Source organism: Paenarthrobacter sp. TA1.8 (genome assembly GCF_048595705.1).
GTDB classification, from domain to species: domain Bacteria; phylum Actinomycetota; class Actinomycetes; order Actinomycetales; family Micrococcaceae; genus Arthrobacter; species Arthrobacter nitroguajacolicus.
In genome coordinates this window covers 3,073,171-3,087,050 of the sequence record NZ_CP184287.1, presented here as the reverse complement: position 1 = coordinate 3,087,050, position 13,880 = coordinate 3,073,171, and the positions used below count along the sequence as shown (strand labels likewise).

The following is a 13,880-nucleotide window of genomic DNA, read 5'->3' as shown; positions in this document are numbered from 1 at the left end:
CCGGGAATTGTTCCCGGCCCTGCCCATCGAAGGTTAGTGTGCTGGGGAGCTTGCTATTCTCCGGGATTGTGCGCCGCGCGGCGGCCCGTAACGCGGGGAATCATTCCAGTGGTCCAGTCCTGGAACTCGCCCGAGCCGTTGCTGGAGGCACCGCTGCTGTCAGTGCCGCCGGGTCCGTCGTCACGTTTCGTCGTCGGCTTGTCCTGCAGGGCCTTCAGCAACTCTTTCTTCTCCCGGCGGCCCTCCACAAGTTTGTAAAGAACCGGGACCAGAACCAGCGTCAAGGCAGTGGATGAAACCAGTCCACCGATCACCACGATGGCCAGTGGTTGCGAGATGAACCCGCCGCCACCCGTGAGGCCCAGCGCCATGGGAGTCAGGGCGAAAACGGTGGCCAATGCGGTCATGAGGATGGGACGCAGGCGCTGCCGTGCACCGTGTGTGATGGCATCGGCAACGTTCATGCCCTGACTGCCGTCATGTGGTTTGCGGTATTGGTTGATGAGGTCGATCAACACGATGGCGTTGGTGACCACGATGCCCACCAGCATCAGCATGCCGATCAGTGACGGCAGGCCCAACGGAACGCCTGTCACCAACAGCAGACCCACTGCGCCTGTGGCAGCGAAGGGTACCGAGACCAACAGGATGAGCGGTTGCACGAGTGATTTGAACGCGGCCACCATAATCACGTAGACGATCGCGATGGCTGCCAGGAGGGCCAGGCCCAGCTGGCGGAAGGACTCGGCCTGTTGTGTGGTGGCACCGCCGATAGTTGCCGTGACCCCCGCGGGCAGTTCCACAGCTGCCAGCCTTTCCTGCACTGCGGTGCTGACGCTGCCAAGGTTGGAACCGGAAGGCGTCACAGTCACCCTCGCGGTCCTCTGCCCATTGCTGCTGGTGATGGATACGGGGGTATCAACCTGTTCGACGGCGGCAATCGTCTCCAGCGCGACGCCACCGCGGGCCGTTGGGAGCTGGAGCGCACGTACTGCGGCAATGCTGGTGAAGCGCGTGCCCTCGCCGATTTGCACCGGGTAGTCGTTGGTTTCGATACGGACGGTACCCGCCGGAATGGGGCTTACCGTGGATGCGAGGAAGGCACCTACCTGCTCTTCCGTCAGGCCGGCTGCGACAGCCTTTGCCCGGTCAACGCGAACTTGGACCACCGACTGCTTTGAAGCGAGGTTCGTGGCGACTTCCGAGCTGCCCGGGACGCCTTCCATGGCCTTCACCATGGCATCGCTTGCTGTCTGCAGGTCTGCGGAGTTCGCTGCCCTGATGGTGATGTCCACAGTAGAGGAAGTCCCGAATCCACCTTGCTGGGATCCCACAGTGACTTTTCCGGCGGCCCCCTCCAGCCTGGATCGGACCTCGTCCTGGAGTTTGCCTTGATTTATTTTCTCGTCGGTGACAATGGTGAACGTTGAGTTGGAGGACCCGGTTGACGTCAGGGCAGCGAAACCCGTTTGGGCATTCCCTGAAGTGACCTGCACGTCCTTGATACCCTCAATGCCCTTGAGGGATTCCTCAATCTTGGACGCCTCATCGCTGGTGGCCTGCAGGCTGGTGCCGGGCGGAAGGACCTGGCGCACCGTCATGCTGTTCTCTCCGGAACGGCCCAGCAGGTCGGTGGCCAGAAGTGGCGAGACGGCGACGGTCGCCACCAGCACCAGCGCTGCCGCGGACAGGGTGATGACCGGGTGCTTTTGCGTCTTCGCAAGAATGGGAAGGTAGCCGCGCTGGAGGCGACTCCGCTGTTCGGCTTCTTTGGCCTTCTCGGCAGCTTCCTTGGCAGATGCCTGTGCTTCAGGGCCTTTCCCGGGGGAGGACAGGAACCAGTAGGCCAGGACCGGAACGATCGTCAGGGAAACCAAGAGTGACGACAACAGCGCGATGGTCACAGTCAAGGCGAAGGGACGGAACAGCTCACCGGCGAGGTCGCCCACGAAAGCGATGGGGAGGAACACGGCCACAGTGGTCAGCGTGGAAGCCGTGATGGCCCCGGCCACCTCCCGGATGGACGTCAGGATGGCTGTCAGCTTGTGTTCGCCGTAGCTGAGGTGCCGCTTGATGTTCTCGATGACCACGATGGAATCGTCCACCACGCGCCCGATCGCAATGGTGAGGGCGCCCAAGGTAAGGATGTTCAGCGAATAGCCTGTGGCGGAGATGCCGATGAAGGTGATCAGCAGGGACAACGGGATGGAAACGGCCGTGACCAGGGTGGAGCGCACGGACATCAGGAAAACCAGGATGACGGCGACAGCGAAGCCCAGACCAAGGAGCCCTTCCGTAGTGAGGTCCTTGATGGACTTCTCAATGAAAGGTGCCTGGTCGAATACCGGTGTGAAGGTCGCGTTGTTGCCGAGCTCGTCTTCCATGGGGCCGACGGCGTCCCGCACCGCATGCGAAATCGCCACCGTATCGCCCTCGGGCTTCTTGGTGACAGACAGCGCCAGGGTGGGCTTGCCGTTGGTGCGGGTGATGGAAGTAGCGGCGTCGTCCTCGATGCTGACGTCGGCCACGGCTCCGATGGTTGCAGCACCCTTGGCGCCCGCCAAAGGAAGTCCCTTGATGATGTCGAGGGAATCCACGGGGCTGCCGAGCTGGAGGGACAGGGTCTTGCCTTGATCCTCGATGGTGCCGACGGGAACCAGGGTGCCGTTGTTTTTCAACGCATTGCTGATGGACTGGACCGACGCCCCTGTAGTTGCGAGGTCCGCGGGGCGGGGCTGAATCAGGATGTGTTGGCTGGAACCGCCGGTCACATCGGCGCCGCGGACGCCGTCGATCTTCTGCAACCGGGGCACGCTGAGTCGCAGGAGGTCAGCGTTGAGCTCGCTCAGGGGTTTGTCCGAGGACACCGCCAAATAGACGATCGGGAAGTCGCTGATGTTGCCGGCGATGGACTGGGGTTCGACGTCGGCCGGCAGCACCCGCTTGGCGTTGGAGATCGCCCGGTCAATCTGGTTGCGCGCCCGGTCCAGGTTGGAGCCGTACGTGAACACCATGGTGATCTGCGAAACGCCGTTGCGGGACGTCGATGTGGTGGATTCCAGACCCTCGACACTGTTCAGGGCTGTTTCCAACGGCTGGCTCAACTGCTTGTCCACCACCTCCGGGGAGGCACCAGGCATGGAGGTCACCACGGTGATCTGCGGGAACTCGATGGAAGGAATGAGTTCCTGCTTGAGCGACCCCATGGTGATCACGCCGAACACCGCCGCAAAGACGGTGATCAGCGCGATCAGGGCCCGGTTTCCCAGGGACAGTTTGGCCAAGCGGAACATTGCATTGACTCCTGCGGTCTACGTAACGATTCGACTGACGGGAACCGGCCGCAGCCCCGGGTGTGGCCTAGCTCTGGATGGCGTTGGCCACTTCCAATTGCAGCGACCTGGCGGTGCTTGCTTCCAGTTCCGCGGCCAGGTCCGGATTCTCGTTGAGCTTGACGCCGTAGCCCGGCATCATGTCCTTGAGCTTGGACTGCCATCCCTTGAAGTTCTTGGGGAACGACTTTTGCAACAGTTCGATCATGATGGGCACGGCGGTTGAAGCACCCGGAGAAGCGCCCAGCAGGGCGCCGATGGAACCATCGCGGGAAGCGATGACTTCAGTGCCGAACTGCAGGACGCCACCCTTTTGAGGGTGTTTCTTGATGATTTGTACACGCTGGCCGGCGGTGATCAGTTCCCAATTGCTCCCGGCTGCTTCGGGGTAGTACTCACGCAGTGCCTCCACCTTGGCCTCATGCCGCTTGGCAACCTCCTTGATGAGGTAGGCGGTGAGGTCCATGTTGTCTTTGGCTACTGCCAACATGGGAATGATGTTTCCCGGCCGGATGGACAGCGGAAGGTCCAGGTAGCTGGAGGTCTTCAGGAAGTTGGTGGAGAAACCCGCATACGGGCCAAAGAGGAGGGAACGCTTGCCGTCCACGTAGCGGGTGTCCAGGTGCGGAACGGACATGGGCGGAGCGCCAACGGACGCCTGGCCGTAGACCTTGGCGCTGTGCTGGGAGGTAATGGCGTCATCCGTGCAGCGGAAGAACTGGCCGGACACGGGGAAGCCGCCGTATCCCTTGCTCTCGGGGATCCCCGAGGCCTGTAGCAGGTGGAGGGCACCGCCGCCTGCTCCAACGAAGACGAACTTCGCGTGGATGCGGCCGTGCTCGCCGGACTTGGGGTGTTTGATGGAGAGGTCCCATCCACCACCTGCTGCGCGGTGGATGTTGGTGACGTCGTGTCCGTAGTTGACCTCGGCGCCGCTGCTTTGCAGGTAGCCGGTCAGTTCGCGGGTCAAGGCGCCGAAATCGACGTCGGTGCCTTCCGAAGCACGGGTTGCGGCAACGCGCTGCTTGCGGTCGCGGCCCTTGACGATCAAGGGGGCCCACTTGGCGATTTTGTCCTGGTCCTCGGTGTACTCCATGCTGCGGAACAGCGTGTTGGGCTTCAGGGCCTCGTACCGGGTCTTCAGGAAGTTTGCGTGGTCATCGCCAATGACGAAGCTCATGTGCGGGACGGTGTTGATGAAACCTTTGGGGGACCCGATCACGTTGCTGTCCACCAAGTGGGACCAGAACTGGCGGGAAAGCTGGAACTGCTCGTTGATGTGCAGGGCCTTGGAGGGGTCTACGGAACCGTCTTTTGCAGCGGGAGAGTAGTTAAGCTCACACAGCGCAGCATGGCCGGTGCCGGCGTTGTTCCATGGTCCGGAACTCTCGAGCCCTGCTTCGTCGAGTCTTTCGAAGAGGGAGATGGTCCAGGTGGGTTCAAGTTGCTTGATGAACGCACCAAGGGTGGCACTCATGATTCCACCGCCAATAAGGACGACGTCGGCATGTTGAGTCTTGGAAATGAAGGTCACGATCAATCTCCGTTAGCGGCGGCACTGGCTGTCACAGAATATCCCCGCGCAGACTCAATACTGAAATTGCGGGGAATCGTCAAGGCTTTAGGCGGACGTTTGTGAAAACTTCGTTGAGGACGGGGGAAGCCGGGTAGCTTTCCACCTTGTTGGACAGTGCCAGGGCAGAGATGGGGAAGGCGATGGGCACAGCCGGTACCGACGCCGCGATCTCTGCGTTGATGGCTTGATACTGGGTGTTGCGGTCGTCGCCTTCGGGCATGGCCCGCGCGCGTTCTATCTTGTGGAAGACTTCCGAGTCTGCGTAGCCGAACTCGGCGCGTGATTCGCCGAACAAGGGTCCCAGAAAGTTGTCCGCGTCAGCGTAGGAGCCATTCCAACCGAGCAGGTGCAGGCCGCGGTCACCGGCCGATTGGACCCGCTGGAGGTAGCCGTCTTCCCAATCGATGGGAACCGGCTTGATGTTGAAGCCGACAGCCACGAGTTGGCGGCTGAGTTCGGCGTAGATCTTTTCCGGCGTGGGCATGTAGGCCCGTGTGGCGTTGAGCGGGTAGTAGAACTTCAGTTCTTCGCCCTTATAGCCGGCCTTCTTCAAGAGCTCTTTAGCCTTCTCCGGGTTGTATCCCAACGAGGGAGCATTGTTGTTGAAGCCACTTAGTTTGGGCGGCACGAACTGGGACGCCTGCGCGGTGTTGTCGATGAAGAACTTTCGGATCAACGCTTCCTTGTCGATCGCCATTTCTATCGCTTGGCGGACCTCTGGCTTTTCCAACGGTGCCACAGCCTGGTTGATGCCGAGGTACATCACCGAGAACGGGTCGCGCTGGATGATCTGGACACCCTTCTTGACCAACTGGTCAAAGGTTCCGGAGGTCACAAGATCATAGGCGTCGATCTTGCCGTCCAGCAGGGCCTGCTGACGGGTTTCGGCGCGATCGTAGGGGACGAAGTTGATGGTTGCTATTTGTCCCCTGTTGCCCCAGTAGCCCTTGTAGCTGGACAGGGTGAGTTTCTTCTCGTCCCAGCCAGTGAACTCGTACGGGCCCGTACCCACGGGCTGGCCGGCGTAGCTGGACATGGCCTGGCCATTCCGGACCTGGTCAAGGACGTTGGCTTTCTGTGCCTGCAGAGCGGTCGGGGAGGATATTGCGAAGGCCGGCAGTGTCAACGCCTGGAGGAATCCCGTGAAGGGACGCGTCAGATTGATCTGGACGTCGCTGGCCGAGACCACTTTGCAGTCTTTGAAGATGGAGAACACCGGCTGGTCCGAGTAAGCCTTGAATACGCTTTGGAACGAAATCCCGGGCGCCTGCTTTCGGAGGTCCTCGGGGAAGGTGAACCAGCGGTTGAAATTGGCGCATACTGCGGTTGCGTCCAGTGGAGTGCCGTCGTGAAATGTCACGTCGGAGCGGAGCGTGAAGTCGTAGCTCAGCCCGTTGTTGCTGTCTTTCCACTCAGTGGCGAGGAGGGGAGTGGTCTGCCCTGTCTCACCGTCTACCCCTACGAGCCCTTCGAGGACTTGACGGGTGACACGGTAGGACTCGGAATCGGCGGTGACTGCAGGATCGAGGCCCAAGGGCATGGACGCCGTGCCGAAATTGAAGGTTGCCGAAGGTTCAACGGCGGGGGAGTTGCTGGTGGATGTAGACAGCGCGGGGCCGGGTGTTCCTGTGCACCCTGCCAGTCCCAAAGCCAGTACGGCAGCTCCGAACTGAATGCTTAGGTGCCGCATTTTGCTGCTTGCCACTCTTGTCCCCTCAAGCCGGTTGGAAGTGCTGTGGCCGGCTTCGGCCAGACCGCATTCCAGTCTAGTTGAACGTCCTGAGTGCACTTCCCAGCGCACCGTCAGGATGCCCCCCGCTGCTTGAGGAGAAAAATACCCCCGGTCGTGCAACCGGGGGTATTCATGTATCTGTGCGCAAGGGGGGACTTGAACCCCCACGCCCGAAGGCACAGGAACCTAAATCCTGCGTGTCTGCCAATTTCACCACTCGCGCTGGCTGGCTACCGAACCGCCTGGTTGGACGGTCGATGCCATATACCGGCCTCCAGTGTACCCGCTACTTGTCCAGCTTGAGATCCCGCCGGAGCTTGGCCACGTGCCCCGTAGCGCGTACGTTGTATTGCGCCAGGGAGAGCTTTCCATCGGGATCGACCACAAAGGTGGATCGGATCAGCCCCATATAGCTGCGGCCGTAGTTCTTCTTCTCGCCCCAGGCCCCATACGCTTCGGCAACGGAGTGGTTCTCGTCCGAGAGGAGGCGGAAGGTCAGTTGTTCTTCCTCACTGAACTTGGCAAGCGCCTTGACGGGGTCGGGGGAGATTCCCACCACTTCGTACCCTGCAGCCTGCAGTGACCCGAGCGTGTCGCGGAAATCGCAGGCTTCCTTGGTGCATCCGGGAGTGGAAGCGGCCGGGTAGAAATAGAGGATGGTTTTCCGTCCCCGGAGGTCCCCCAAGCTCATGCTTTTGCCGGTTTCGTCCTGAAGTGTGAAGTCCGGGGCGATGTCTCCCGGGATAAGTCGTTCAGCCAAAATGTGCTCCTTGCCAGTGATCGCGATTTCCCAGTTTAGTAGGAGAAGCCGCGTCCTCACCCCTTCCGCGCATATACTGTCGGCATGCCAGATATGGAGAGATGGCCCACCACCCGATTGCTTTCGACAGCTGCACGCCTGGTGGAAATCTCGTGGAACGAAAAATTGAAGTCCATCGGCCTGACCCACGCCGGTGTCATTGCCATGCAGGTATTGGCCGCCAAGGGTGCCATTACGCAGGCGGCTTTGGCCGAAGTTGCGCGGGTCAAGGCCCAAACAATGGGGACCACCCTGGCGAGGCTTGAGCTGCACGGGCATGTCACCCGACAACGCAGTGATTCCGACCGCAGAAGTCACGTGGTGACCCTTACCGACGCCGGTATTGCAGCGCTTGCAGAAGCAGTAAAGCTTGAGCAGGATGTCTTGTCGCCCGTCGCCGTGGACACCGCCCGCCTCCGCGAGGAACTTCGGATTGTTGTCAGGGGCCTTGCCGGGCTTCCGGCGCCGGAATCGCACCAGGTTGACACCGACCTGCCTCAAGTCTGACCGAAGCCTGTGGCCGGGGTTTAAGTTGCGAAGCCCCGGCATGGAAACAGATGGAATACAGAAAGGCTCCGGATCGTATCTACGATCCGGAGCCTTTCCTCTGTGGTGCACCCCCCGGGACTCGAACCCGGAACCCATTGATTAAGAGTCAATTGCTCTGCCAGTTGAGCTAGAGGTGCAGCTATTGTTTCGGCTTATCCGGGAAATTCACATTCCCCGTTGACCTCCGCAACGACAAATAACTCTACACCACTATTTGACTGCTGGAGACCAAAAGGCGCAATGCGTGATGAACGCCATTTGATTGACCCGAAAAGAGTATTGAACAACAAAAAAGGCCTTGGAGTGAGATTCACTCCAAGGCCTTTTGCTTGGTGCACCCCCCGGGACTCGAACCCGGAACCCATTGATTAAGAGTCAATTGCTCTGCCAGTTGAGCTAGAGGTGCAGCTGTTGATTCTGATCAAACCCGGAAGCTTTTCTTTCCCCGGCGATCTCCGCAACGACATGTAACTCTACACGACTTCCGCCGAAGAGGGAAATCGGCACCTCGTCGCCTGCGGTGTCACGGCCCAACCTTCAGAATCACCGCGAAATCAGGGTTTCTGTTGTTGCTGATAACCCAGAGGGTGCCGTCTGGAGCTCGGGCTACGTCCCTGAGCCGCCCGTATTGTCCTGTGAAATAGGCCACAGGAGTGCCCGCGTTTTCACCCTCAAGGGGAACCGCCCACAGTCTTTGACCACGAAGCGCGCCGGTGTAGGCAATGCCATCCACGATTTCGAGTCCGCTCGGTGAGGCGTCCGACGTTGAGGGCCAGACGACCTTCGCATCGATCAGCCCGCTTCTGCCAGGCGCGCCGGTCACGGTAGGCCAACCGTAGTTGCCGCCCGGGGTGATCAGGTTCAGTTCGTCATCCACGTCCGGCCCGAATTCGCTGGCCCAGAGGCGTCCGTCACTGTCCCACGCCAGGCCCTGCACGTTACGGTGCCCATAGCTGTAGACAGGGTTATCGCCGAAGGGATTACCCGGCGCCGGGCGTCCTTCCGCAGTAAGCCTAAGGATTTTGCCTCCCAGGGCGTTTGTATCCTGGGGTTGCTCCCGGCGCTGGGAATCGCCGGTGCCCACGTACAGGAACCCATCCGGGCCAAAACGGATTCGACCACCGTTATGGGTTGAGGCCTTGGACATCCCGGAGAAGATCACTTCAGCCTCGCCCAAGGCCAATTGACCACCAGAGTCCTCAGTCAACTTCATCCGCGCAATCCGGTTGTCGCTCGGCGAAGTGAAGTATGCGTACAGCCACCGGTCCGTTGCGAAGTCAGGTGAGAGGGCCAGTCCGAGCAATCCGCCTTCTCCGCCGGGGTCGACGCCGGACACCTCGCCTATGGTGGTGGCCTCGCCGTTTCGGATGCTCTTGACCTGGGCGGAGTCGCGCTCGGAAACCACAGCTGTGCCGTTTGGCAGGAAGACGACCGACCATGGCAGTTGCAGTCCGACGTCGAGCTTTTGAGCGACTTCCGGGATCCGTGGCGACGCGGGCGTCGTTTGGCTGCTTCCGGGGGCGGATGTCCCTGAAGCGGTTGTCCCTGAAGTGGTTGTCCCCTCCTGGGTCGCCGACGCGTTGGGTGTTTCCGCGGTGCCCGGCGACGACGGACTGCCCGTGCATCCCGTTAGCGACAAGAGCAGGACAAGCGCAGAGGCGCGCATGAGGCGATCACGCCGTTCCGGAGAGAGCCTGCCCATGTTCCTGCCTGCCTGTATGTCTGGCCGCGCGCGTTCTTCCCAGCGTGTGTTCTTCTCAGTGCCTGCTGCGGCGGGGTGGACGGAAGCCGGCAGCCTCTGCGTGCGCGGAAGACTCAAACCACACATCGGCAGCAGCGTCGTCGTACCCTGCCGTGTCCTCGTCGTGGTAGGTCATGGCCGAGGCGTCAGCCTTGACCGGATACGCATTCCCTGGTGCGCTGGATGATCCGGTGCCGTAGGGATGCTCGACGGCCAGGTGACCAGAGGCCGCCGAATCTTCGGCCGCTGCGGACTCTGCTCCCGGCAGGGTGGGTGAGTGGGCATCGGTGTACTCGTGATGATGGACAGGGGTGCCGCTTTCGTCTGTCCAGGAAGACTCCCACTCAGCCTTATCTGCTGCCTCCTTGGAGGCGGCAGCGGAAGCACCTGTGTCCCAGTCGTCCACGTCACCGGCGTCCATGTCACCGGCGTCTGCGGCGTGGACCTTCGCGTCCGTGTCCACCACGGGTTCGGCCACCACCGGTTCGTCAATCACGGGTTCGGCCACCGCGGGGGGTGCGATGACTGGTTCGGCCACGGTCAATCCGGGTGTGGTGGCCGGCTGAGCGTCTGAGGCTACAACAGGTGGTGAGTCGTCGACGGCGGTGCGGGGCACGGCTTGTTTGTCATCGGTGACAGGGGAGGCGCCGTGGATTTCTTCGGAAGGTCCGGGTTCGGCAACGTCCGGTTCGGCAATGTCGGGTTCGGCAATGTCGGGTTCGGCAACCCTTGGTTCGTCGACAGTCGGGCCGCTGCCTTCGGCGGCGGTCTTGCCCAGGTTGGTTACCCCGGCCAGGCCGGCCACACCTGCTGCCGTTGCACCAGGGTCAGGCATGGAAGCTGTGTTACTGGGCTCCATCGCTGCCGGGGCCGTGGTGCTGGTTGTCCCGGAAAGGCGATCATCGGCGGGAGCTTGGCTTGGGGTGGTATCGACGTTTCCTGCCTTGTTGCGGTTCATTAGCCACCAAACAATTGCGACGACCAAAACAATGACAATGACCCAAATTAACCAATCCATGGTGGAAGCCCTTCTGCTCACTGGGGTGAAGCTCGTGGTAATGCCGACGTTACGTGCCTGCTTATGGGCTGTCCAGCGTTTGACCTGCCGGTTTGTCCGAAATATCAGTTGCCTTACTAATTGCAGGCCGGGATAATTCGTGGGCAGGCAATTCTCCGGGAGTCGCCTAGTCTGGCTCCATGGACTTCAAAAGGCTGCAGATTCTGCGCGAATTGGCGGACCGGCAAAGTGTTGGCGCCACCGCCGAGGCCATGAATGTCACAGCCTCGGCGGTATCACAGCAGCTGAAAACGCTACAGGCCGAGATCGGTGTTGTCCTGGTGGAGAAAGTGGGCCGGGGCGTTCAGTTGACCGAAGCAGGGCTGTCCATGGCGGCAGCAGCAGCGGATATAGCCACAGCCATGGCCCGGGCGGAGTCCACCATTGACACCTACCGGAAGGGCTGGCAAACACGTGTTTCTGCTGCTTTCTTTCCCAGCGCTGCGGAAATGCTCCTCCCAGGTGTCCTGCACCGGGTCTCCTCCGTGGATGGTCTGACTTTCGATGCACATTTCGAGGATCCGGGAACCGCCCATTTCGCTCCCTTGGTGGCGGACTACGACATCGTGCTGGCGCACAGCGTGGACGGGCCGGAAGTTTTCGCCCGGCGGGGCCTGACCGTGGTGCCGCTCCTGGAGGAAGCCCTGGACGTCGCCATGCCGGCCGGTCATCCCTTGGCCGCAAAAGTCCGGCTCAGCCCCCAGGACGTTGTTGATTACCCGTGGATCGGGGTCCCGGAGGGCTTCCCGTTCGACACGGTGCTTCGCCAGATCGAACTCCATGCAGGCAGACAGGCCCTGAGGGGTCAGCGGTATCCGGATTTGAGGGTGCTTGAGGCTCTGGTGGGCGCGGGCCATGGCATCTGCCTTCTGCCTCGATACACTGCCCGGGCAAGTGCGCGGCGGGGACTCGTTCTCCGGCCACTTACAGGGGTCAAAGCAAGCAGAAGCATCGTGGCTTTGTCGCGGCAGGAAGTTGCCGCTCGGGCCACCATTGCAAGTGTCCTGGATATGCTCAAGAGCGAAGCTGAATCCATTGCCAAGGAACTCAATGAGACACGCCCCAACGTTTGAGGCGCAGGCCATTCGAGGCACGGACCTTCGTTTGGGGCAGGGTGGCCGCAAAATCGCAACATTCGGCAGTTTGGGCTTAACCCGGCGTGCATCAACGTTCGCAGCCGCCCGGTACACATAGACTTTGGACCATGAGTGACACCACCCGAATTGCGACAGACAACACGCCGGACATCAAACCCCGCAGCCGGGTGGTGACCGACGGCATTCACGCGGCGCCTGCCCGTGGCATGTTCCGTGCGGTGGGCATGGGAGACGACGACTTCGCCAAACCCCAAATTGGTGTTGCCAGTTCGTGGAACGAAATTACCCCCTGCAACCTTTCCCTTAACCGCCTAGCGCAGGGCGCCAAAGAAGGCGTCCATGCGGGCGGTGGCTTCCCGATGCAGTTCGGCACCATCTCCGTCTCGGACGGTATTTCCATGGGCCACGAGGGAATGCACTTCTCGTTGGTTTCCCGTGAGGTCATCGCCGACTCCGTGGAAACGGTGATGCAGGCCGAGCGCATAGATGGCTCTGTGCTGCTGGCCGGCTGTGACAAGTCCCTTCCCGGGATGCTCATGGCTGCTGCCCGCCTGGACCTCGCATCGGTGTTCCTTTACGCAGGTTCCATCATGCCGGGCTGGGTCAAGCTGGAAGACGGCTCGGAGAAGGAAGTCACGCTCATTGACGCCTTCGAGGCCGTGGGCGCCTGTGCCGCCGGCAAAATGAGCATGGAAGACCTCACCCGCATCGAAAAAGCCATCTGTCCCGGCGAAGGCGCTTGTGGCGGCATGTACACGGCCAACACCATGGCTTGCATCGGCGAGGCCTTGGGTATGTCCCTGCCGGGTTCGGCCGCTCCGCCGTCGGCCGACCGCCGTCGTGATGATTTCGCCCGCAAGTCCGGCGAAGCGGTGGTGAACCTGTTGCGCCTGGGCATCACGGCCCGCGACATCATGACCAAAAAGGCCTTCGAGAACGCCATCGCCGTCACCATGGCATTCGGCGGCTCCACCAATGCCGTGCTCCACCTGCTCGCGATCGCCCGCGAAGCCGAAGTCGAACTGACGTTGGATGACTTCAACCGCATCGGCGACAAAATTCCCCACCTGGGGGACCTCAAGCCTTTCGGCCGCTACGTTATGACCGACGTGGACAAGATTGGTGGCGTGCCGGTCATCATGAAGGCACTCCTCGACGCCGGACTGCTGCATGGTGACTGCCTCACCGTTACCGGCAAGACGCTTGCCGAAAACCTCGCCTCGATCAATCCGCCGGACCTTGACGGCAAGATCCTCCGTGCCTTGGACAACCCCATCCACAAGACCGGTGGCATCACCATCCTGCACGGGTCCATGGCTCCGGAAGGTGCCGTAGTGAAGAGTGCAGGCTTCGATGCTGACGTCTTCGAAGGAACTGCGCGTGTCTTCGAGCGCGAACAGGGCGCCCTCAGCGCGTTGGACAATGGCGAAATCAACAAGGGTGACGTCGTGGTCATCCGCTATGAAGGCCCCAAGGGCGGCCCCGGCATGCGCGAGATGTTGGCCATTACCGGAGCCATCAAGGGTGCAGGGCTTGGCAAGGATGTCCTGCTGCTGACCGATGGCCGCTTCTCCGGAGGCACCACGGGCCTGTGCATCGGCCACGTTGCGCCGGAAGCCGTCGACGGCGGCCCCATCGCCTTCGTGAAGGACGGGGACCGCATCCGTGTTGACATCGCTGCCCGCTCCTTTGACCTCTTGGTCGACGAAGCCGAGCTCGAGGCCCGCAAGGAGGGCTGGGAGCCACTGCCAGCCAAGTTCACCAAGGGCGTGCTTGCCAAGTACGCCAAGCTTGTCCACAGTGCCTCCACGGGAGCGTACTGCGGGTAGTTCCTGCTTCGGACTCCGGCTGCCTTGCGGCGGCCGGAGTCCGGCAGGCGGACATTGCTGTCCAAATAGTGAGATACGATAGTGCCCGATTGACACGTATCTCACTTTGAGGGAACACTGAACGCATGATCACATTCGTTACCGTCGGCATCGTCGTCCTTACCAAGC

General features: G+C 61.2%; 9 protein-coding genes and 3 tRNA genes. 3 read left to right on the top strand and 9 right to left on the bottom strand.

What is annotated here, in order from left to right; translation table 11 throughout:
* Nucleotides 1-53 precede the first annotated feature (53 nt).
* The 5 genes from ACNAOT_RS14335 to bcp all read right to left on the bottom strand — a co-directional run bounded on the left by ACNAOT_RS14335 (nt 54) and on the right by bcp (nt 7,400).
* Nucleotides 54-3,293 carry an efflux RND transporter permease subunit gene (locus tag ACNAOT_RS14335; protein WP_420178359.1) on the bottom strand — a complete coding sequence of 1,080 codons (3,240 nt, stop codon included), beginning with the start codon at nt 3,291-3,293 and terminating at the stop codon, nt 54-56.
* Nucleotides 3,294-3,360: 67 nt separating this feature from the next.
* On the bottom strand, nt 3,361-4,866 hold the full coding sequence (locus tag ACNAOT_RS14330; protein ID WP_420178358.1) for a malate:quinone oxidoreductase: 1,506 nt from the start codon (nt 4,864-4,866) through the stop codon (nt 3,361-3,363).
* A gap of 79 nt (nt 4,867-4,945) precedes the next feature.
* Entirely contained in the window at nt 4,946-6,613 is a 1,668-nt protein-coding gene (locus ACNAOT_RS14325) for an ABC transporter substrate-binding protein (protein WP_420178357.1), read from the bottom strand.
* A 168-nt stretch (nt 6,614-6,781) separates the two neighbouring features.
* Nucleotides 6,782-6,863 (bottom strand) — tRNA-Leu (locus ACNAOT_RS14320).
* 63 nt (nt 6,864-6,926) lie between these two features.
* Nucleotides 6,927-7,400 (bottom strand): thioredoxin-dependent thiol peroxidase, encoded by a 474-nt coding sequence (gene bcp, locus ACNAOT_RS14315; protein WP_420178356.1) that lies wholly within the window; start codon nt 7,398-7,400, stop codon nt 6,927-6,929.
* Between the two features lie 84 nt (nt 7,401-7,484).
* Between bcp and ACNAOT_RS14310 the strand changes: the two genes are divergently transcribed.
* Entirely contained in the window at nt 7,485-7,946 is a 462-nt protein-coding gene (locus ACNAOT_RS14310) for a MarR family winged helix-turn-helix transcriptional regulator (RefSeq protein WP_091468228.1), read from the top strand.
* A 103-nt stretch (nt 7,947-8,049) separates the two neighbouring features.
* On the opposite strand, the gene ACNAOT_RS14305 is transcribed toward ACNAOT_RS14310, so the two are convergent.
* The 4 genes from ACNAOT_RS14305 to ACNAOT_RS14290 all read right to left on the bottom strand — a co-directional run bounded on the left by ACNAOT_RS14305 (nt 8,050) and on the right by ACNAOT_RS14290 (nt 10,747).
* Nucleotides 8,050-8,125 (bottom strand) — tRNA-Lys (locus tag ACNAOT_RS14305).
* Between the two features lie 193 nt (nt 8,126-8,318).
* Nucleotides 8,319-8,394, bottom strand: a tRNA-Lys gene (locus tag ACNAOT_RS14300).
* Nucleotides 8,395-8,511: 117 nt separating this feature from the next.
* Complete coding sequence (locus tag ACNAOT_RS14295; RefSeq protein WP_420178355.1) at nt 8,512-9,690, bottom strand: PQQ-dependent sugar dehydrogenase; 1,179 nt, start codon at nt 9,688-9,690, stop codon at nt 8,512-8,514.
* Nucleotides 9,691-9,745: 55 nt separating this feature from the next.
* The gene (locus ACNAOT_RS14290; RefSeq protein WP_420178354.1) at nt 9,746-10,747 is read right to left on the bottom strand and encodes a hypothetical protein; all 1,002 of its coding nucleotides are present in this window, start codon (nt 10,745-10,747) and stop codon (nt 9,746-9,748) included.
* A gap of 179 nt (nt 10,748-10,926) precedes the next feature.
* Here ACNAOT_RS14290 and ACNAOT_RS14285 point away from each other — a divergent pair, with 179 nt between their 5' ends.
* Both ACNAOT_RS14285 and ilvD read left to right on the top strand, forming a co-directional pair.
* The gene (locus tag ACNAOT_RS14285; RefSeq protein ID WP_420178353.1) at nt 10,927-11,859 is read left to right on the top strand and encodes a LysR family transcriptional regulator; all 933 of its coding nucleotides are present in this window, start codon (nt 10,927-10,929) and stop codon (nt 11,857-11,859) included.
* Between the two features lie 131 nt (nt 11,860-11,990).
* A complete protein-coding gene (gene ilvD / locus ACNAOT_RS14280; protein WP_179017214.1) occupies nt 11,991-13,712 on the top strand; it encodes a dihydroxy-acid dehydratase in 1,722 nt (573 codons plus the stop codon).
* The last annotated feature ends 168 nt before the right edge of the window (nt 13,713-13,880 follow it).